Genomic DNA, 20,645 nt, shown 5'->3' with positions numbered 1-20,645 from the left:
CTCCGGTGATGCCGCACCATCTCTCCTGCCAAAAATATCTGAGCCAAGCGCCCCTGCTGCCGCCTGATTCATTGAACCGGGCTGTGAACGGTTACACAAGGCATCGGCAGGACGTTTCAAGCCGGAAATCAAGTACTTCTACGACCAATGTCGATTGATGATCACGGATTTTATGAACGCAGGTGCGCAGCGAGGGCAAGAGGTCTACTGCAACAACAAGGGCGGCAATCGCAACTGGCCCGACGGCGTCGGTTGTTTGGAGAAAGACAACCTCAAACTCAAGGTGATCGGACCGAAGTGGCAAAGTTGCACAACGTTTGGGACTTCATTCGGATATCTCGCCGCCGAGGAAGCCCCCGATTACAAACGCAATAAGTCGATCGAATCGGTGATCCACGAGATGGTCGAAGTGATCAGTCGCAACGGCAATTTTCTGATCAACATCAGTCCCAAGGCGGATGGCACGATTCCCGCATGGCAGGTTGAACGCCTGCATGCGATGGGCGATTGGTTGGACGTGAACGCAGACGCGATCTATGGTACACGTTACTGGAAGTTGAACTCGCAAGAGAACGAACACCTCGCATTTACCACCAAGGAAAAAACGCTTTTCGCGATTAAGTTGACCAGGCCGGCGGAGCCCTTCGTGATCGAAGGTACCGCAGGTTGGACCGAGGCGAACATTGGGTCGGTGCGGCTGTTGGGCAGTGATTCTCAAGTAGGGTGGACGATGACTTCGGATGGTCTCCGGATCACGCCTCCGTCCGACCTCGGATCGGGCAAGTACGCATGGTCGTTTGCAATTGATACCGATCGCGAACAGCACCATCCGAATGTGATCGTATCGGACGCTGATCAGGCACTGCGACGCACCTTGAGAGTGGACTTGGAAGGCAATGTTCCCGCCCAACCGTCGAAGTAGATTTTCGATATCGTTTTCCACCGCCGATTTGATACCGAGGCGGCGTGAATGAGAACAAGACGATTCATTAGGTGCAACTTCGGAATGACCATGTTGAAGTCCCACAGCCTATTCCACCGCGACTCGCTATGCCTCCTCGTGACGCGATTGGCATCGCACCGTGGCAGTGGTTTCGCGAAATTGATGATGATGTTGTTGATAACGCTGCTGCTGTTCGCTAACGCGAGTGAGGCCGCGGAGAATTATACGATCAGTTGTTGGCAAAACGGTTGGCGGAAAAATGCCAATGATAAGAGCGCGGATATCTTTGCCATCGAGACGAACCGATATGCCATGACGCTCGATGTCGCCGATTTTCGCAACTTCACGTTGGGGCGGATTGGCAAGCAGGTCACCTATGAACAGGCGGTGAGTCCAAAGAGTGCTCCGTTCAGCGATCTTCCCGCAGCCGACTTGTTGATCGAAATGGACGTTGATGGCGAAACCTACCGGGCAAACACATGTGAGGCGGGGCTGCAGAATGGCGTCAAACGTTTGGCGTCGGTGCGTTTATGGGAATCGGGCCGTTTTGTTCAACACTACGACTTCCTGAATCTTGATTTCAAAAATCGCGACGGGAAATTGCTTTCCTGCAACACCCGCCTCGATCTGGTCGCTTGGCCAGGCAGTTTGACATTCAACCTGATCGTTGACGGAACGCTCGATTGCTCACAGTGCAACATGCGATTGGGGGTGAAAAGTGAGATTGGGAATTGGCGTCAGGAAGGATCGATCAAAGGACCGGTGAAGCCCGGACAAGAGAAACGCGTCACGATGACATGTGAGATCGAGAAAGCCACCACTCCGACTTCGCAGGTCACCGTATCGGTCGTGGGTGGACCGTCGATGCCCGTGCATTTCGACGAGCAGAAGAACTGCTACGTGGCGACGGTTGAAAATTTGAGGCGACGGGGGCGAAAGCAATCAGCGGAACTTCGCGAGTACGACGAGTTTGAGATTACGGTTTCCGGTTCCGACTCGACAACGCCTGTTCCTTTATTGATTGACATGCGGCCACCGGCGAGTGTGATCGGCGTTTGTCCGATTCTTTGTGATGAAGAAGGTCAGCCGATGGGGATTCCCGTCCAATTGAGTAAGAACTGGCATTACCGGCCGATGGGATCGTACCTGATGACGTATGCGATGCTGCCGACGACGGAGCGGACGACGTACCGCATGCGAATGGTTTACGGGTTCTACGGAACCTTGCCATCGGCGAGCCATTCGCAGTTGTGCTTGATCGGTTACGGCGGACACGGACGCTGGGATCAATTGGCAATCGGAGCGTGGGGAGAAACGATTTGTTTTGATATGGACATGAGCTTGGTGGATGTCGCCATTACTGATATCCGAACCCTCATGACACGCGACGGAATCAAGGGCAAGAAATGGGGATGGACTGAAGCAGGTTGGGGTGGCGACTGGTTGAATCTGCGGGATGCCCGACAGCCGAAGTTCTTTCCCAATAACCTGAAAACCGCCTATGTTTCGCATGGGCCGTGCTTAACCGATGTCCGCTATGAAGGGTTCTATGGCGAGAATCAAGAGGCTGGATTGTCGGTTCAAGTTCAAACGTTGCGAACGGACGACTATTGCCGCACGTTTCAGAACTTGGAGTACACATTCGAGCAAGACGTTGATGCGAGCAAAATCTGGTTATACAAACTTGGTCGTACGTATACCTATCGAACTCCTCAAATCGACTATGGGAATGCCGATGGTCTCATTCAAGGACGAGAGGTTCCATCCGATTTGGCAAAAGGGGAACTCTTCCTGGATAACGTCGAGTTGACCGGCGATGCACCTCATTGGATATCGTTCACGGGGGCGGCCGAAGCGGACGCTGCGAGAAGCAAGCCGAACGGTTACCGCGCATTGATTGTCCGTCGGTTCGATGCCGTCATCGGAGGTCAAGCGTATACGAATCCGACGATCAGTAGCCCGGTTCACGCTACCGATCCGACCAATCTCGATCTCGAGTTGCGGCCTCCTCAGGGGATTCGTCGCTTCAAAAAAGGTGACCGCATCGAGATGGACATCGAACTGATTACCCTGCCACGAGTTGCGGATGACTATTACGGTCCAAATCAAGGTTTCAAACGGCACCTCGCCTCTCACCCGACGTCTTGGAAAACCACGTACCGAGAGGTGAGCGGCAACTCACTCGAGCTGGATGTCACGGGCGGGCGTGTTCTGCGAAATTACCCAATCGTCATACAGGCGAAGGCCTCCGAGGTTTCCGTTGCGATTCACGGCGGTGTCGGCGCTGTGCCGATTCAGTTCTGTGGACTGGCGAATCGGAGCGGGCAGCGATTGTTTCAAATTGTTGATGGCCGTCGTGTCGCCTTTGATCAATCGGTCCATGGGAACGATTTTTGGCAGGTCGATTTTGATTCTGCTTCAAATACGTATCGAATTACGTATAACCTCCCACTCGACGAGACAGTGGATACCGAATGGGTATTGGTCCAGTCGTCCGCTGCGAGTCGTTGATGCGAGTAGTCGTTGATGCGGGCAGGCGTTAGCATCGAGCGAGGATGTGCTGCCGATGCTCGGTTAATTTTGCTCCCGAGATTGTGGCCCATTCGATCGTATTAACCGAAGGTGAAAATTAAACATGGAAACTTTGGATTGTCGATGAAATTCGGTTGCCGATAAACAGCTTCGGTCACCAATAAACAATGTGTGACGCAAAACCGCAGTGTTATTATCGGCGTTTCAGGTTACCATCAACGCGAAAGTGGCGCTGCTAGAGCTGTCCCCGAAAAGGGATATCCGATGTCGCACCACTTCGGCGGCTTGAATTCGGATGAATCAAGCGATTGCGAATGGGCACCTTATCGTTTGAGATGCTCTCGCCATGAAGCAGCCGCAAGATTTTGTTACTTCAGAAAATAGTTTTGACGACGGTTCATGATGAATGTGATTCGCTTCGGAGGCATTTACGTACTGCTATTCTCAGTGACCATGGTTTGGGCCGACGAGGTGCCAAACCCGTCTGCACCTTTCGTGCATCCTGGTCTTTTGCATAGTGGTGAGGAAATTGCGTTGCTTCGAGTGAAAGTCGAACGCAGTGAACAGCCCTGGAAGGATGCATTTGACCGTTTGCAGTCAACTCATTTGGCATCGCTTAACCATCAGCCAAAACCGTCCACGAAAGTTGTGCGCGGACCTTACAATAATCCGGACATTGGCAGTTCCGAATTGTCGGCCGATTGTTCAGCGGCGTATTTGCACGCGCTTCAGTGGTGTTTGACTGGGGATCCAGCGTACGCTGAAAAAGCGATCGAGATTCTCAATGCGTGGTCGTCCACACTAGAGATGGTGGGCGGGCACGATACAAAGCTGTTGATCGGCATGATGGGAGTCAAGTTCTGCAACGCTGCGGAACTGATTCGGCATACGGAGGCCGGTTGGAAAGCGGACGACCAAGTGCGCTTTGAAAAAATGCTGCGAGACGTATTTTACCCGGAGATTAAAGACTTCTATCCCTCCGCCAATGGCAACTGGGATGCCTCCATGATCCAAACAATGATCGCGATCGGCATCTTTCTAGACGATCGTGAAATCTTTGATCGTGGCGTTGACTATTTCTTGCACGGAGAAGGCAATGGCGCTGTTCGCAACTACTTCAACGGATTCGGGCAATGCCAAGAAAGCGGTCGCGATCAAAATCATGCGCAGATGGGGATCGGGTTCCTCGGTTGTGCTTGCGAGATGGCGTGGAAGCAAGGTGTCGATCTCTATTCCGCGTACGACAATCGTCTCGCATTGGGTTTCGAATATACGGCGAAATACAATTTGGGCGAGAGCGTGCCCTACGAGACTTATCGCAGCGTTGATGGTCGATACAAATATCGCAGGCTGTCCGATGAAGCGCGCGGCCGACTCGCACCGATCTATCAGCGAGCGATCAATCACTATCGCGACCGGGTTGGCATCGGGATGCCTTACAGCGAAAAGGCGGCGATGAAAACGCGGACAAAGACGCGTTCAGGGGCTCATGTCGAATGGGGGAGCTTAACCGCCATCGGAATGCCAAACGTAGTCACCGCCACCGCAATCAAACCCTGACGTGGGATCCGAATTCGCCGCGTACTGATAGACCGCAATCATGTTCGCCATTGAAGTAGAGGTAACGTGTTACCGGGGGCGTTTCTCGTCCTTTACGCGTTTGTAACAATTTCGAATCCGGACCGCTTCGCGTGTTCGACGATCGGGTCTGCGACATGATTGGCGTCGTTGACGACAACGCGAGTGTCCGGTGGTAGATCGGCGGCCCGATAGACTCGTCCGGTTACGTCTTCCACGATCACGGGGCAATTGTCGATCACCTCTTGGTGTTCGTCGCTCAGAACGCCCGTTCTCGCCGCATCGGTGTTCATTCGGGCGGCGTCTTCGTTGGTTCGCATGCCCGCGTCGTGAGAGAAGGCGGTGTGACGCCAGTGTACGTTGAGTGTGGACATCGGTTGGGGCCTCGTTTGTTAAAAATTAAGAATTGTCGAATGCGAACGCGCACGACGTACCCAATGGCATCAATGGGAATCGACGTGCCGTCGGTCGCCTTCACGCTTTACGTCGCGTGGATCGCACTTACTCGACTTCTGTTGCAAATCCTCAGTTGCAAATCACGGGCCAGACGGAAAACCACGCCCAGGTGATCGTAGAGCAGGAATCGTTCACATCGCGGTGCCCTGCCCTGTTCCAATGGATACGAGGTTCTGGCCATGCTGCAATGAACGTCCGCCACGGGTGAGTGATCCCCGGAACGTGAGTCGCGGCCGGTGGCGATTTGAGTCGATTCAGGGAAGCGGTGACTTCGGGCTGTAATGTCGCCGCAGCCATTGGCTGAGTCCTTCTAGGCCTGGAAACAGCACTCGTTCGGTGACGTTGCACTGGTCCAATTTGTCGCGAATTTCCCACTTCAATTCCGCGGGGATGACTACTTTCGAACACAACTCAGGGTGTTCTTTGATCCAAATATCGAGTCCCAAGTTTGCGTTCGACATCACCGAAAAGAGTGCGTACTGATTGACAATTCTGTCGTCCATCGAAGGTGGTTCGAAAAACAACAGAAAAGGATCGTTCGACATCAGGTCCAACTCGCCTAGCGACGAGACAACATGATTGAGCATATCGGTGGTGAACGTGTTGGCGCCTTCCTTCTGCAGTTCGTCGCGAATTTTTGTCGGCAGCAGTTTATGAGTTTGTTCATAGTCGATGCGCCAGATGGCACCGTCGATATCGCATTTCTCTGTGCTGACGGTAGCGAAGTGGGCGGCGATTAAAGGCGAGTGCGTCCAGTCCAGCAATCGAGTCGGCAGGCCGTGGTGCTGCGCCAGTGAGAGCCAGTGCCAATAAGAGTCACGCGCGACCACGTTGCGGTGGGCGTACTTTTTGAAGTTTCGCAGCAGGTGCTGTTCGAGTCGATCGAATGCTCCTCCCAACCGGATCAACGTCGTGTCGAGTCGATACGACGCGTCGGACAATCCGCGAAAAGCACACGAGGATCGGAACCGTCCGAGTTGTTCGTTCCAGGCACCGCCGAGTAGAAGATCTTGAAGATGACCCCAGTTTTTCGCCGTCTGAACGTGCACTTGGCCGCTCCCGCCGTCGCAATTTTGATTTGAATGGTCGTGACTCGTTTGTCGCTCGATCTTAGCCGATGGGGCGGATTGTGGCAGGACGGCCATCAATGAGGAAGTGGGATTAGGATCCGGTCGAACGACTCAGCCCGTATATCAGATCGTTTCCCAACACAAATCAATCGATGAAGGGGACTCAAGAAAGAGTGTGAGAGGAATGACCGCGGCAGATGTAGGTGACCTTGAACGTGGTTTCATCGACAAAAAAACATCCCGCTGCATTGGCAACGGGATGTTTGTGGATATTTGTTGAGACTCGCGATTCTAAAATTCTTCCGAGATGATTTCGCGAGAAGCTCGGGTGCCGAGTGAACCCCAGAGACCGTATGGGCTCTTTTCGCCCTTCTGTACTGGGTCGGCGTTTGCGTCTCCTGCCTCAATCGAGTCGGTGATGAACTTCACGGCTCCGTCGCCCATCAGGACGTGAGCACCGCCTTGGTGGCGGCTCGACATGGACGAGATGCCTTGCCCGTTGTCGCCGCCTGTCGTGCAGGTTGCCGAGTTCGGTGGCAGAACCGTGTGGATAGCCGAGAAGACCCACCGACCATCGGCCCATCGTGATCCACGGCTCTGATTTCCGGTGAGTACGTTTTGGGTGCTCGGATAGAACTGAGGACGAGTGGGGTCTGCCAAGTCTTGGCACTTCTTCGGTGTGAACAAGCTGCTGTAGTGCGCTCCCGAAGCGACTTCTGCGATGAGTTCCTTTTGCCCGACACTGGTAGCCATTTCACCAGCGGCGACTGTATTGGAGAGTCCGTCGAGAACGTCACGGAACTTGGTCACGTGGCGGCTCCAGAACATACCGCGGTTGCTGCCACGCACCCATGCAGGGACGTTTGCCAAGTCGCTAGTGGTTCGTGCGGCGAGGTCTTGAACCGCGTTCCAACCCGGCCATGCCGCGGTCCCGTTCCAGTCGTAGTAATCGGTCCGGTTCTTACCGCCGGAGTGTGTCATCCGTGGGTTGTCGCCAAGGGAACACGCATAGTTGGTGCGTCCGAGCGAAGGAAGTCCGACGCCGGGATCGCTCGGGCATCGGAAAGCAGGGATGTCGAGTGCCCACGGTTGGAAACCACCGTACCATGGCGCCGGGCCCATCGGTTGGTATTGGTCGCCTTCGGCATCGACACCGTTGGTGATTTGTTCCCAGATAGCCTGTTGTTCGATGAACGGAGTGACGCCAACGAGCCAGCTCAACAGCAACGCGTTGTTCTTGCTGTTGTCGCCGGTTCCCCGTGCGTCCGTGCCGGACATGTTTTGGGGGAGTTGGTTGTAGGCGGAGTGATAGTTGTGAATCGCCAAACCGATTTGTTTGAAGTTGTTGCTGCAACTCATCCGACGGGCCGCTTCGCGTGCGGCTTGAACGGCCGGCAGGAGCAAACCGACGAGCACGCCGATGATTGCGATCACGACGAGAAGTTCGACGAGCGTGAAGCCTTCTCTATTGCCACGATTGGTGGGACGGGGGATGGTGTTCATGTTTCTTTTCTCACTCACTTAACAGACAAAATATTGATTTGGGGTCAGGCACAACCGTGGTGCGCTGATGCTACTGATGTTGTTTTTCGAAGGCTGCGAAGGTAACGAACTGGTGATTCGCTTCAAGTAACGTTGGCCTTAAGACCGGTTCATTGCTTCCTCTTCGGCGGTCGGCCCCGCCATTTCAGATTCTTCGCCAGAACGTTCGAACTCGGCCGAAATTGCGTCGGCTTGAGCGTCGAGGTCCTCACGGGATTGGCCTTGGAGCACATCGACCGGTTGATTGGAATCGCCACAACCGATGGTGCACGCGAAGGGGACCGAGACAAAAAGGGCCAGTGTGAGGTTTGTGATCATTTTCATTTGGGGAATCCTCTGATGTATCTTCTTTAATCGTTGGGGGGGCGATCTGTCGCACTTTGCTTCTGGAGATAGCGTGCGTTGGCGCCTCAATGTTTCTTGTTAAAGGCGTTCTCTGTACTGTTAAACAAGCGGAAATCGCGAGTCTTAACACCCGTTGAGAAATTAATTTGGATTAATGTCACAACAGGTGTTTTTTGTGGTGGTTCAATGCCCAATAGGTCGATCGGAGGCGGACGTAGCGACGCCAGACGTGACACTGGCGCTGGGGGTATGTAATACAGCGAATTAAGAAGATGAAATGCGCACTGTTGAATAGTCGCGCTGGCTTTTGCATCCCCGAAAGCAGGGGCGTGCAGGACATGCATTTTTCCGCCGCCTGGTTTTCCACTTGGTACCAAGACACGAGAGGAAATCCGGTGGAGTTTGCAATCGGAGAGAGATGATTGCTCGGAAGCAGATCGATGCCGATTGCCATTGGTGGCATCGCTACGTGTTGGTAGGAGCCAATGAGAGTTGTTGAGGCATCCAGGATGCCTCGATTACGCCAAACTGACCTAGGGCCAGGCTGACATGGGGGCAGGCTGTTTTGAAAGAGTCAGCCGCGATTCGCTTCAAGAGGCAATTTGCCCCTTTCGGTTAGTCCGCTCCGCACAGGCATTGGTTGCATCCGGTGAAACATGCGTTGTTCCCGGAGTGACGGTTATCGTGGGTTACCGCAGATTGCTCGTGGTTGGGATAGGTGCATCGGTGATGTGGTGCACTTCGGTTGATAGGTGATGCCGGGCATCGCCTATCAACGAATCGTTTGTGATGCCGAGCATCATTTGCATGAGAACGGCCGTGATGGCGTCTTTTAGATGGCCTACTCGGTGACGCCCACCATTTCGAGATCGGCTTGCTTTTGTTCTTCAGCTTGTTGGGCCTTGAACGCTGCCCACTCGTCCTCGCTCACTCCGTTAACGGCGGACGTGGGATCCGAACCGGTACCGCCGCAGCCTAAAGTGATCGAAAATGTGAAGAGGAGAAAAGCAGTAAATGCAAAAGTGCGAAACATTTTGTTTTTAGTGGATAACGATGGAGGACAGGGGAGTTTTCGAAAGAGAGGTTGCACTGCTTCCTTGCAAATAGAAACAGTGCAACCGAAATTGGGAGCTGGCTTAGAAGTCTTGGTCGATGACTTCTTTCATTGCTCGGGTCCCCAATGCACCCCAAAGACCGTAGGGGCTTGCGTTGCCAGGTGACCGGACCCCGGTGCCTGCTTCGAAGACCTGGCCTGCACTGGAGTTTCCGGCTTCGATCGAATCGGTGATGAATCGCACGGCGCCGTCGCCCATCAACACGTGGCATCCGCCTTGGTGATGGCTCGACATCGTGCCCATCGTGTCGAGATCGTCTCCGTTGGAGCCGCGACCGCAGATCTCGGCGTTAGGTGGACGGATGGTGAAGGTGGCATTCCAAAGTGGTTGTGCGTCGGCCCAGCGATAGCCGCGTCCCAATCGCGATTGTGTCGAAGGCGTCTGCCAACGCTGAGGGCTATTCGGATCGATTCCACTAGCGTGGGTGGCACAATAGTCAGGCGTATCGCGAAGAGTGTTGTAGGTGCCGGTTGTATTGCCGAGACCCACGTTGTCCGGGTACGTCCCGCGGATGTCCCCGTCACCGTTGTAGGTAATGAGTTCGCCCATCGCGATGGTGTTAGCGAGCCCGTCCAGGCAATCGCGGAATTGTTTCTTTTCGTATGGAAACGGAAGAAAGAATCCGCGGTGTGAGCCACGTGTGTTCGTTGTGGGATTATCTCGGTTCTGGGTCCAACCGCCGTGGTTGGTTCGCCAAGTCGTGTCGCCCAGGCATGCTCCGTAGTTGGTTCGTCCGAGAGCAGGTAGCCCTTGGCCGGGATCGCTAGGGCAACGATACGTTGGGAATTCAGTGACCCATGGGCCGTAGTCCAGGTTGTCCGGGGTGGGACCCATTGCCGGCCACGGAGGTGACTTGGTGGTGCCGTCGGAATTGAACGCGAGCGGGTTGCTGATTTGTTCCCAGCTGGCCTGTTGTTCGATGAACGGAAGGATGCCAACGAGCATACTCAATCGCAGGTTGTTGAACGTAGCCCGATCGTTCCATAGCGCGGTTCCGGTACTGCGAGTACCTCCGCCTTGAACGGGCAGTTGGTTGAACGCGGAGTGGTAGTTGTGAACGCCAAGACCGAGTTGTTTGAAGTTATTGCTGCAGCTCATGCGGCGAGCGGCTTCTCGTGCCGCTTGCACGGCCGGTAACAACAGTCCAACGAGAACACCAATGATGGCGATTACTACGAGGAGTTCTACAAGCGTAAAACCCTCTCTTGATTTCCAACGTCGCATTTCTTAAATCTCCAGAGAAAAGAACAAAGGGGATGAAGGCAGTGCCTTCAACCTTTGAGGTGGTACAAAATCGTGATGTCTAGGTTGCGTTTTCTGACTAACAGCCAACGAGGTTCTTCGGTTCCATGCTGGCTCGTCTTTCCATTCCGTCCCGAATCGTGTGTCCCGTCCGGCGTTCTCAATTCGGCGTTTTGGACGCCGTCGACGAAAGTCGGCGGGCAACCGCCTCGGTGCGTGTCCAACGTTGCCAGCGGGACTCGCGATTGAATGCGAGCCAAAGGATGTGGAACGTTTGGTGGCTCAGTGGCGTGGAAGCGAAGTTTGGTTGTCTAATCAGGTACTGTTTGATTGGGTGGTAGGTCCGGTTCCCAAAGTAGTGGTAAAGGCCCGTTTGGGTGGGCTCAATTGCCTATGTGCGTTCGAAATGATCGCTGAACCCTTTTCGTTGAATTAATGCCTCGCGTCGCCTCGATGCGTGCTGATAACGGCGTGCTCTGTAGTGTTAAACAACGCGTTTTCACGATCCTTAACACTTGCCCCTGGATTATTCGGAAAGAATCTCACGGCAAGCGCTCGGAATGGCGTCTCAGTCCTCAGTAAGGACGATTTCGAGGTTGGGAATGAACACTGCACGCTGCTTTCTTTGCAGATGTGCGCAGTTGGTTGGATCGTTGTTCATACGCGCAGTCTGGGTGTGCCTCACCACCCAGGAAAGCTGGATCGGGCGAGCGGAAGACTCGTGGCGAAAGTCGAGGAGAACTTCAAAGGGCATGAGAAGTTGCCTTCGAGCCTGGCGCGACGATTCCATGATTGAACGCGTTGGCGCGTCCCCATTTGGCCGTCAGGGAATGCGCAATCTGTGTGCGTTTCTATTTTGGGACGCACACGATTCGCGAGGCAGCGTTGGCAATGTGGGAACAGTGGATACCGGCCCACTATTGAAATCGGACTCATCCGAAGTGGCTACTCTTGAACGATTTCAATATCAGTTGAGTCTCGAAGCATTGTCAGTTGAGCCTCCGGAAACTGATCCACGCCAACGATCAGTCGGCGAAGGCTGCGAGTCTGAGCGAGTGGTGACAGATCGGTGGCCTTGGTGTCTCGAATATCAAGCTCGATGAGATCGAGATCGCTGAGTTCAGTAAGATCACTGACTTGGGTACCGCGCATATCTAATGATTTCGGATTGAGTGTGTAAAGAAGGTTTACCCTGACGCCGGGCGGCCATGGTGACGACAGTGTGCGAACGAGAGACTGGACATTGCCGCGGAGTCGTACCGCTTTGCTCTCGGCGTCGAAATCCAGTTCCAGGTCAGCCGGTTTGCGATTGTTGATTCGGACCCAGGTGTAGACGAGTTTGACACGGTCTTCGACGGAGCGTGGGTATCTCAGATCGTAGATCAGCATCTTTTCCGCCAACGGGGCGCGGAACCGGCTGGATTGGCACAGGTTGGTGATGAGTTGTCCGAACGCCGCGGTGTTGAGGTAGCCACTGCTGTTCATTTTCTTGACGTAGCGGCGAGCGAAGTCAGCGAGATCGGGTTCAACCCCTTTTTCGTCATCAAGTAGTTTTGTGGCTGACTTGAAATCTTGCATCAGGAAATACAGCCAAAACTTCTTGTGCCAGACACGTGATTCCGGTGGCGGATTGTTAGAAAGGACGGTGTCGATATGTTGCATCGACATTTTTACTGTCGTGGTAAACGTGTCTTCCGGGATCAGTGGAATGCTGGTCAGATCGTCCGATAGTGCAACTGCCGACTGGACTTGTGCTTTCAATCGCTCTTCGGATTTGTTTTTCTCGACGATGTATTTCGCGAGTGACTCTTCGGCGCGTTCTTTGGCGCGTTCCGCGTTCTTCTGTGCGGTGGTGGCGAGAGCTCGTTCGGTATCGGCTCGGATCCATGCGGTTTCAGCATCGGCGCGTGCGGCGACTGCGGCTTGGTGTTTTTCTCTGAGTTGCGAAACAAACAACGCGGCAAAAAGAAGGAGAATGATGACCGACCCTGAGACGACAGCGCACACGTCGCGATGACGACGCCAAAACAGTCCGACTTCACGTAGGACGCTGCTTTGCTCGACGGAGGCACTGTACCCGGCCAAGAACCGTGAGATGTCTTCGTGGAGACAGTCGACGTCCGCATAGCGATTAGAGGGTTCGTTGGCGGTGGCTTTCTGGATCATCGCGGCCAACGCGGAATCCGTCTGCGGTCGTTTCTTTTGGTAGGCGGCAATCGGTTGCAGGGTGGCGATCTCGCAGAGCACGCAACCGAGAGCGTAGATGTCCATTTGAGGCGTCTTCTTCGCGTCCCGGTTTTTTTGCTCGGGAGCCATGTACGTGGGTGTCCCCTTTACGGAATCGAGCAGCGGGCCGTACAAGTCGGGGTCGAGTAAAACCTCGGAATCATGCATCGTTTCATCAGTGGGCATGACGACGCCGAGTCCCCAGTCGCAGACCTGGGTTTCGCCGAACTCGCCGACTTGGATGTTGTCGGGTTTGATGTCGAGGTGTAGCACGCGTTGCGAGTGTGCATACGCGATCGCTTCGCAAACCCGCATGAACAGCATCAGTCGTTTGCGCAGAGGAAAGCGATCGCGTTCATGACCGTTGCGAAGTTCATCAAGGATCGCGCGGAGCGAACGTCCTTGTTTGAATTCCATGGTGAAGAATGGGCGACCGTCGGCGTCCACGTCCATGTCGAACAGGTTGATAATGCAGGGGTGTTCCAAACGCGCGGTCAGGTGCGCTTCACGCAGAAATGCGTCGAAGTGATCGTGCGAGAATTTGGCAAGCGGTTTTGCCAACGCGACGTGTCGAACGGTCTTGGCATCATAGACCCGAAAGACCTCTTTCATTCCACCACGACCGATCAACTCCGGATTTTGATATCGGTCGTCGATTTTGCAGATCGACGTGTAGAGTGGGCAGATCTCATCGAACGTCGAGGGATTGTTCATCTCTTCCGAAGTGATCTCCTCTGAGGCTTCGTAGAGAAGTTTCACGAGTGGATCGATGCGACGATGCGAATCGTCTTCCTCGCCGTTGGAAGAGGCGGTTGCAGGTTCGGTGTTCATTCAGGAGAGTCCGGAAATTCGAGTTGTTCTCGGAGCAGTTTGACTTCTTGGGCGAGCCTTTTCTTCACTCGATTCTTGAGTACGTAAACACTCTGGACACTCACGCCGAGGTCTTCGCTGATTTTGGCCGATGATTCTCCCTCGGTGCTGCGAAGGAAAACCTCGATTGCATTACCGGAGAAGATCTCCTTCATGCGATCCATCGCGAGGTGAACAACATGCCTTTGCCACTCGGCCTCGATACGCTGTTCGATCTCCGGTGAATTTTGTGGTAAATCTTCGAGATTGCTAACGTCGGTGCTGCCGACGCGTTGAGCCCGTTTTCGTTTCCAATAGTCGTTGGTGGCGACGTTGAGGATGAGTCGAGTGAGCCAAGTTCGGAACCGAGCTTTCTCTTCAACCCGTCGATAGTTCACGAGTTCTTGCCAAACGCGCGAGAGTACCTGCTGGCACACGTCGTCGACGTCCGAGGGTGAGGTCCCCATTCCGATCAGGAAGCGACGGATGAACGGTTCGTAGTACTGCAGCAGTTCGTTCCAATCCGGATGGTCTTTTCCTGATTGTGCCCGTTCGAGCAGTGTGATCCTGGTCGGCAGGTTTCTGGATGATTGCATGGGGCCGACGGGCGGGCACTCACTGATGAACCGAGGCGGTACGAACGGGGCGGTACGAACGGGGCGGGGGAGGTCAGGATCGAGCGTTCGTTTCGCCCCAAGGAGTAAAAAGGCTCACGCCGCGGACCCCATCTCAAACGGGAGATATGACACCGCCCCACAGGTATAATTTACAACAAAAAAGGCGAGCCCGATCAGTCACCGGGAAATGGACGTCCTGCCGATTTGCGGCAAATCCTTGCGACGGTTCCCCGTCAAACAGTTTACCTCGCAAAAAACGGCCGCTCAATAAATTTCTGCAGGCCAGCGAATGTCGATTGCAGGCGATTTACCGATAGATTCGGTGCCGATTCTGTCGGCTGACGCGGTGAGGAGGGAGTCGCTGCAAGGTGAGAGTCGCTGCGAGACGGGCAGTGAACGAGTCTGGCAACGGGGCTTTGTTGCCGCGTTTAAGTGTCGGACAGGTTTTTGATCGCCGTGTCCGCGATCTTTTGAGAATATCGGTGCAGTTTTGCGTGACCGGGGCACCAGCCTTCGAGGAAACGTACGAAGTCAGCCCACGCGATTGGGTAGAGTGTCCGCCATTCTCGTTCGAGCGACTCGACATCGATTTTGTTTCCGCGGTCGGCATGGCGCTCAGTGAGTGATCGGCGAAGGGTGTCAAAATAGATTTGCAGGTGCGAGGCTTCCATTCGTTCGCACTGCGATTCATCCAAGCAACTGCCTAGGAAGTATGCGACGTCTTTCATCCCACACCCGCGGCCGACGTATTGAAAGTCGACCATCGCGGGAGGCGTCTCGAAACTCTCTGCGAAACAGAAATTGGCAACCTTCGCGTCGCCGTGAACTAGCGTTTGAAATTTCGCGGACTTCAGACGCTGATCGATCGTTATCGCGGCATCTTTGAGCGCGCCGTTTGGCATCGCTGCCCATTCGTCAGGACGCGTTTCGAGATGCCAATAAGTTCCCGTTGGCCACAATCCTTCCCCGTCGACACCCATGAAGGTGGCGTGAAAGTGAGCCAACCAGCGGAGGCCTGTTGCGACGCCGTTCTCATCGAGCCGATGACGGCGGACCGAAAAACCTGAAGCGTCGAGATCTTCGAGTACGAGGACCTGGCCACCCGCGATCGTGCCTTGTGCCAAACATTTGGCAACTCGGCAATTCGCATCGCACTGGTCGCTCCACGAACGGTACCAGCACGATTCAATTTCGTACGAACGAAGTTTGCGTTCATGCGACAAGTTCGTGTTCCAACCACGTGGATGGTCCTTTTCCGTCGGCGGGGTGACCTGTTTGACAATCACCGATTCCTCTGGTCCACCGTCGAGCCCAACGCGAACGATCGATCCGTAGCCGCTCCAGAGGGTTTGCAAGTTTGCGGTGCCGGTGATGTGCCGCCCCGGCAACGCGTCGAGCAGCCAATCGTGAACATCAGGTAGTAGGTCCATTGTCGGGCTTTGCTGCGAAGGAAATTTGGCTGAAGGAATTCTTATTGGGAGACTATATTGGGGTGAGCGACCGTCGAATGCGCACACTTTCAAATCGTCTTTCCGGGAGGCCCCACTTCCCTTCGAGGCACTCAGGCTTCACGTTATGACAGCGGCCACGCGTGGCATCAACACGGGCAGTTTGACTGCGATTTTGTTGATGAGGCTGCATGGGTGCAGTGACTCTTGTCACAAACGGAAATTGTCCTCAAACGGAAGAGAACGAAACTTGGCCAACCCTCCCGCAAAACCCAGCCTTCTCGGTAAACCCAGCCTTCTCGGTAAACCCAGCCCTCTCGCGAAACATTGGATGCTTCGACCCGACGTTGATTTTTTAAATCACGGATCATTCGGCGCAACTCCACGATGCGTCTTCGCCGCCCAGCAGCAATGGATCGAGCGTTTGGAGCAAGAGCCGATTGAGTTTCTCGCTCCCGAACGCACTTTGCTTCCGAAGTTGGACGAAGTTCGAGAGTTAGTCGGGACGCAGATGAATGCATCACCGCGCGACGTGGTTTTTGTGCGAAACGCGACCGACGGAGTGAACGCGGTTGTGCGGTCCTTGCCATTGCGGGCCGGCGATGAAGTGCTGATCACCAGTCACGGATACAACGCGTGCAGCAACGCGGTTCGGCATGCTGCTCAGCGTGCCGGAGCAACGGTTGTTGTTGCGGATATTCCGTTCCCCATCCGAGGTCCGGATGAAGTGACCGATGCGATCGCGTCGTGTATCACACCCAAGACGCGATGGATGTTGGTTGATCATGTGACGAGTCCGACCGGAATCGTGATGCCGGTGAATGATATCGTCGAGTTAGCGCATTCTCGTGGAGTGCGGATCATGATCGACGGCGCGCACGGTCCAGGTATGCTTCACGTGGACTTGAAGCGAATCGGCGCAGACTATTACACCGCCAATCATCACAAATGGTGGTGCGCCCCCAAAGTGTCCGGGTTTCTTTTTGCCCGCGAAGAATGGCAGGACGAGATCCTGCCGACCGTGATCAGTCATGGTGCCAACACGGAAGGATTTGGCGAAACGAAATTTCAATCCCATTTCAATTGGCCGGGAACGTTCGATCCGTCGCCTCTGCTGGCAATCCCAACGGCGATCGAATTTCTCAGTGGTCTGCACTCCGGAACCATTGGCGAAGGCGAGGGAATGGCGACGCTTATGCGAATCAATCATGAATTGGTCGTCTCGGCGAGGCGATTGATTCTCGACCGACTCGGTCTCGATGAGCCGGTTCCCGAAACGATGCTCGGCAGTCTGGCGACGATCCCGATCCCACAATGGCGTGATCGCACCTCGGATCAGATGAGAGAGATCGGACGGCGACTCCGAGTCGAGCATCGGTTTGAATTTCCTGTGTTGCAAATCGGTAACCAAGGTTGTCTGCGTATCGCGTCGCAGGCATACAATTCGATCGAGCAATATGAACGTCTTGCGGATGTGCTGTTGCAGATCGTGCAATAGGGTGTGTTCTCGGACATTGCAGACCTCGGGCATTGCAGGAATTTGCTGGCGGCTCGAGAATCGAGTCCCAAATCCAGTTCCTTGTTTCGTATGGTGGCTTTGATGTTGATGATCACACGATGGTGGCTGTGCCTCTTAATCGTCGGTTTGCTTGATACGGGGGTTCGAGCGGAGCCGCCGTTGGATCAGGACGCTCGGCTCGTCGTAGCCGGCGAAAATCGCGTGGAGATTGAGAAGGCACTCGCGAAGGTGCCTGAGACGCAGCGGCCTGGCATGGAGTTTTTGATTGAAAACATGCCCGACGATGACCTGAAATCGCTCGAGGCGGAGTTCTTGTTGGAGAACGCGGAATTGGCCTATCGATCGCGAGAGTCGGATCCGTGGGCGAAATCGATCCCGATCGAAATTTTCTACAATGATGTTTTGCCCTACGCGAGCATCAACGAGCGACGTGACAATTGGCGAGCCGATTTTCGAAAGCGTTTCTTGCCACTCGTCGCTGATGCCACGACAACGAGCGAAGTCGCGACGATTCTCAATCAGAAGATCTTTTCAATTCTCGACGTGCGTTACTCGACGAAGCGAGCCAAGGCAGACCAGAGTCCCTATGAGTCGATCGAAGGGAAGACGGCCTCGTGCACGGGGTTATCCGTTTTGTTGATTGACGCGTGTCGCGCAGTGGGTGTGCCGGCTCGTTTCGTGGGAACGCCGTTGTGGGCGGACGGCAGCGGGAATCATTCTTGGGTCGAAATTTGGGACGACGGGTGGCATTTCACAGGGGCCGCCGAACCCACAGGAGATCGGCTCAATGACGGATGGTTTCTGAAGCGAGCCGCCTCCGCCACCGACGAGCCAAAACATGCCATCTATGCGACCAGTTTTCGTCGAACGTCTCTGTCGTTTCCATGTGTTTGGGATCGGACGCTGGATTCTATTCCTGCGATCAAAGTCACTCATCGGTACGCTCAACTGCGTCGTCAACGAATCGATGCCGGTGCCTCTGCTCATGCGGTTTCGCAGATGCAGTCTTGGTTGAGTTCCAATGCAAATCTTCAGCCGCTCGTGTTGCAAGATTTTGCAAAGGTCCCGCTGACGAAATCGGATTGTGTTCAGGCACGGGAGATTCTGGCATCGAAAAATTTATCGATTCTCCGTGAACAACGGGCGGCTGAAATCAACGCACGCGTGATCCGGCATGGCGAGTTGGCGATGCCGTTTTCGTACGAGAAGTTTGGCGAGAAACCGTCCGATGGTTGGAGTCTGTACATCTCGTTGCATGGGGGTGGCGGTGCACCGGCGGCGGTCAACGATCGACAGTGGGAAAACCAGAAAAAGCTTTATTCGCTTGAGCAAGGAATCTATCTCGCCCCTCGCGCCCCAACCAACACATGGAACCTGTGGCATCAAGAACACATCGACGTGATGTTGAAACGACTCATCGAAGGCATGGTCGCCCTCGAAGATGTGAATTGGAACCGGGTTTACGTGATGGGCTATTCGGCGGGAGGTGATGGCGTTTATCAACTCGCGCCACGCATGTCGGATTACTGGGCGGCGGCCGCGATGATGGCCGGGCACCCGAATGAAACCGACGCGAAAGGTCTACGCAATGTGCCTTTTGCGTTGCAGATGGGTGGGAAGGACGCGGCGTACAAACGCAATCAAATCGCCGCCGAGTGGAAAGAAAAGCTGGCGACGTTGCATGCCGCCGACGCAGACGGTTATCGACACTTCGTCAAGATTTATCCCGCCAAGGGGCACTGGATGGATCGCGAGGATGCGGTCGCGATTCCTTGGATGGCCGAACACGTTCGCAATCCCACCCCTTCGCGTATCGTATGGGTGCAAGACGATGTCACGCATAATGAGTTCTATTGGCTCGCCGTCGATGACGATCATTGCAAACCACGCAGCCAGATGATTGCGGAGGTCGACGGCCAAACCATCCGGCTGAACGGCGAGGGTGTCGAGCAAGTTCAAGTACGGCTCGATGATCGATTCATCGACCTCGATCAGCCGGTCAAGATCACGTGCGGAGGAGACACTCTCTTCGAAGGTTTGGTCGAAAGGACGATCGGCGATTTGGTCAAGACGCTTGGCGACCGTGGCGATCCCAATCTTGCTTTCCCTCACTCCGTTTCGGTGACTCTTCCTAAGCCGTTTCCTCAATCACTCATCGGTGATGCGGAGATTCCCCGTTATAAGGCTGTGAAAACGACGCAGCCGATTGTGGTCGATGGCAAACTCGACGAATCGGCCTGGGGATCGGCAGTAACGACCGCTCCGTTCGTTGATATGGTCAGTGGGGAGCCGACCCAGCACGAAACACGCGCCTCGCTCCTTTGGGACGACGAAAATCTGTACGTCGGATTCAATGTCGTTGAACCGAATGTGACGGCGAAATTTCTCGAGCGAGACGCCACGATCTATTACGACAACGATGTCGAGATATTCATTGCCGGGAAGGATGCCTACTACGAGTTCGAAATCAATGCCTACGGCACGGTCTATGAAGCGTTCTTTGTTTGGCAAGACGCGTTCACAAACGATCTCTACGCGGGCGATTCACAACTCCAACGGGGCCATCCTCGCTCTCAAGAGTTTAACGGCGTTGGTTTTACCGATCATCCACGCGGCAAACGCATCGCGTTCTTGGGTTACGACTTCCCAAACTTTCAATCCGCGGTCGATATCCAAGGCACACTCAACAACGATTCAGATATCGATGAAGGCTGGACCGTCGAGCTCGCGTTCCCTTGGAAAGAAATGACCGCGCTCGCCGCGGGGGATCAGCGTTCACTGCCTCCTCAGCCGGGAGATCAGTGGCGGATCGAACTGTTTCGGTTCAATTCGTACAAGACAGATCCACCGGAGGCCGATTCAGGTGGTTGGGCGGCGGGGATGCACGGCGTCTGGGATTCACATATCCCGGAGATTTTCCCGATCGTCACCTTCGCCGAGTGATTTTGAAACGAAGCTCGCGACTGGAGTGAAGGTGGATGGGGCGGCGTGTTCAAGTTCCGATTGGATGTCTCGGTTCTTTGCCGACGTTGAGGCCGATTGATCCTAACGAATCTTCGTTCCTGATTAGCTGGACAGCGCCAGTTTGATGTTGTTGGGGTTGGTTTCACGGGGATTTTGGTTCAACGCGTTTGATTTGGTCTGGGTCGATTCCAAGGTCGTG

The 20,645-nt window shown here is 54.5% G+C and carries 14 protein-coding genes; 5 read left to right on the top strand and 9 right to left on the bottom strand.

Features of this window, described 5'->3' with window-relative positions; translation table 11 throughout:
* Positions 1 to 157 precede the first annotated feature (157 nt).
* The 3 genes from FHS27_RS11165 (at position 158) to FHS27_RS11155 (ending at position 5,035) form a co-directional block, all read left to right on the top strand.
* The gene (locus FHS27_RS11165) at positions 158 to 922 is read left to right on the top strand and encodes an alpha-L-fucosidase (RefSeq protein WP_246419468.1); all 765 of its coding nucleotides are present in this window, start codon (positions 158 to 160) and stop codon (positions 920 to 922) included.
* Positions 923 to 1,012: 90 nt separating this feature from the next.
* Positions 1,013 to 3,454: a hypothetical protein gene (locus FHS27_RS11160; protein ID WP_221225013.1), complete on the top strand. Its 2,442-nt coding sequence runs from the start codon at positions 1,013 to 1,015 to the stop codon at positions 3,452 to 3,454.
* 420 nt (positions 3,455 to 3,874) lie between these two features.
* Complete coding sequence (locus tag FHS27_RS11155; RefSeq protein ID WP_246419459.1) at positions 3,875 to 5,035, top strand: alginate lyase family protein; 1,161 nt, start codon at positions 3,875 to 3,877, stop codon at positions 5,033 to 5,035.
* A 92-nt stretch (positions 5,036 to 5,127) separates the two neighbouring features.
* On the opposite strand, the gene FHS27_RS11150 is transcribed toward FHS27_RS11155, so the two are convergent.
* The 9 genes from FHS27_RS11150 to FHS27_RS11110 all read right to left on the bottom strand — a co-directional run bounded on the left by FHS27_RS11150 (position 5,128) and on the right by FHS27_RS11110 (position 15,945).
* A complete protein-coding gene (locus tag FHS27_RS11150; RefSeq protein WP_184305006.1) occupies positions 5,128 to 5,427 on the bottom strand; it encodes a hypothetical protein in 300 nt (99 codons plus the stop codon).
* A gap of 336 nt (positions 5,428 to 5,763) precedes the next feature.
* On the bottom strand, positions 5,764 to 6,654 hold the full coding sequence (locus tag FHS27_RS11145; RefSeq protein WP_246419457.1) for an FRG domain-containing protein: 891 nt from the start codon (positions 6,652 to 6,654) through the stop codon (positions 5,764 to 5,766).
* 216 nt (positions 6,655 to 6,870) lie between these two features.
* A complete protein-coding gene (locus FHS27_RS11140; protein WP_184305005.1) occupies positions 6,871 to 8,082 on the bottom strand; it encodes a DUF1559 domain-containing protein in 1,212 nt (403 codons plus the stop codon).
* Between the two features lie 138 nt (positions 8,083 to 8,220).
* A complete protein-coding gene (locus FHS27_RS11135; protein WP_184305004.1) occupies positions 8,221 to 8,445 on the bottom strand; it encodes a hypothetical protein in 225 nt (74 codons plus the stop codon).
* A gap of 862 nt (positions 8,446 to 9,307) precedes the next feature.
* Positions 9,308 to 9,499 carry a hypothetical protein gene (locus tag FHS27_RS11130; protein ID WP_184305003.1) on the bottom strand — a complete coding sequence of 64 codons (192 nt, stop codon included), beginning with the start codon at positions 9,497 to 9,499 and terminating at the stop codon, positions 9,308 to 9,310.
* A 103-nt stretch (positions 9,500 to 9,602) separates the two neighbouring features.
* On the bottom strand, positions 9,603 to 10,805 hold the full coding sequence (locus tag FHS27_RS11125; RefSeq protein ID WP_184305002.1) for a DUF1559 domain-containing protein: 1,203 nt from the start codon (positions 10,803 to 10,805) through the stop codon (positions 9,603 to 9,605).
* Between the two features lie 963 nt (positions 10,806 to 11,768).
* Positions 11,769 to 13,880: a serine/threonine protein kinase gene (locus FHS27_RS11120; protein WP_184305001.1), complete on the bottom strand. Its 2,112-nt coding sequence runs from the start codon at positions 13,878 to 13,880 to the stop codon at positions 11,769 to 11,771.
* On the bottom strand, positions 13,877 to 14,494 hold the full coding sequence (locus FHS27_RS11115; RefSeq protein WP_184305000.1) for an RNA polymerase sigma factor: 618 nt from the start codon (positions 14,492 to 14,494) through the stop codon (positions 13,877 to 13,879). Before FHS27_RS11115 ends, FHS27_RS11120 begins: the two co-directional genes overlap by 4 nt.
* Positions 14,495 to 14,943: 449 nt before the next feature.
* Positions 14,944 to 15,945, bottom strand: a complete 1,002-nt coding sequence (locus FHS27_RS11110) for a phosphotransferase (RefSeq protein ID WP_184304999.1) — start codon at positions 15,943 to 15,945, stop codon at positions 14,944 to 14,946.
* Positions 15,946 to 16,213: 268 nt separating this feature from the next.
* On the opposite strand from FHS27_RS11110, the gene FHS27_RS11105 reads away from it, so the two are divergent.
* Together FHS27_RS11105 and FHS27_RS11100 are read left to right on the top strand one after the other, a co-directional pair.
* Positions 16,214 to 17,461 (top strand): aminotransferase class V-fold PLP-dependent enzyme, encoded by a 1,248-nt coding sequence (locus FHS27_RS11105; RefSeq protein WP_246419455.1) that lies wholly within the window; start codon positions 16,214 to 16,216, stop codon positions 17,459 to 17,461.
* A 102-nt stretch (positions 17,462 to 17,563) separates the two neighbouring features.
* Positions 17,564 to 20,425: a transglutaminase domain-containing protein gene (locus tag FHS27_RS11100; RefSeq protein WP_246419453.1), complete on the top strand. Its 2,862-nt coding sequence runs from the start codon at positions 17,564 to 17,566 to the stop codon at positions 20,423 to 20,425.
* The last annotated feature ends 220 nt before the right edge of the window (positions 20,426 to 20,645 follow it).

The sequence above is a fragment of the Aporhodopirellula rubra genome, assembly GCF_014192335.1.
GTDB classification, from domain to species: domain Bacteria; phylum Planctomycetota; class Planctomycetia; order Pirellulales; family Pirellulaceae; genus Rhodopirellula; species Rhodopirellula rubra.
The sequence above is the reverse complement of the archived record's forward strand: the minus strand, read 5'-3'. Positions and strand labels throughout refer to the sequence as shown.